The sequence below is a fragment of the Streptomyces sp. NPDC059371 genome, assembly GCF_042751995.1.
GTDB lineage: Bacteria > Actinomycetota > Actinomycetes > Streptomycetales > Streptomycetaceae > Streptomyces.
In genome coordinates this window covers 10,580-10,841 of the sequence record NZ_JBHYXD010000164.1, presented here as the reverse complement: position 1 = coordinate 10,841, position 262 = coordinate 10,580, and positions in this window count along the sequence as shown.

The window sequence follows — 262 nt, the reverse complement described above, 5'->3', positions numbered from 1 at the left end:
GTCCAGAACGATTCAGTCCCGGCCGGGCAGCAGTTTCAGTCCCTCCGGCGACAGCTTCAGCCCCTCCGGCGTTTGAGGAGCGGGGTCTGGGGCGGAGCCCCAGGTATGGGTCGGGTAGGGGCGGAGGGGGCGAAAGGTCGCCTGTGTCCGGGGGCGCCGGCCTCGTGGCAAGTGTGCAGCGTCGGGGAGCATGCGGAAGGGGCCCCCGGAACAGATTAGAAGACGGGGGCCCATATGGGGGGGGTGGGGCAACACCTGAGCC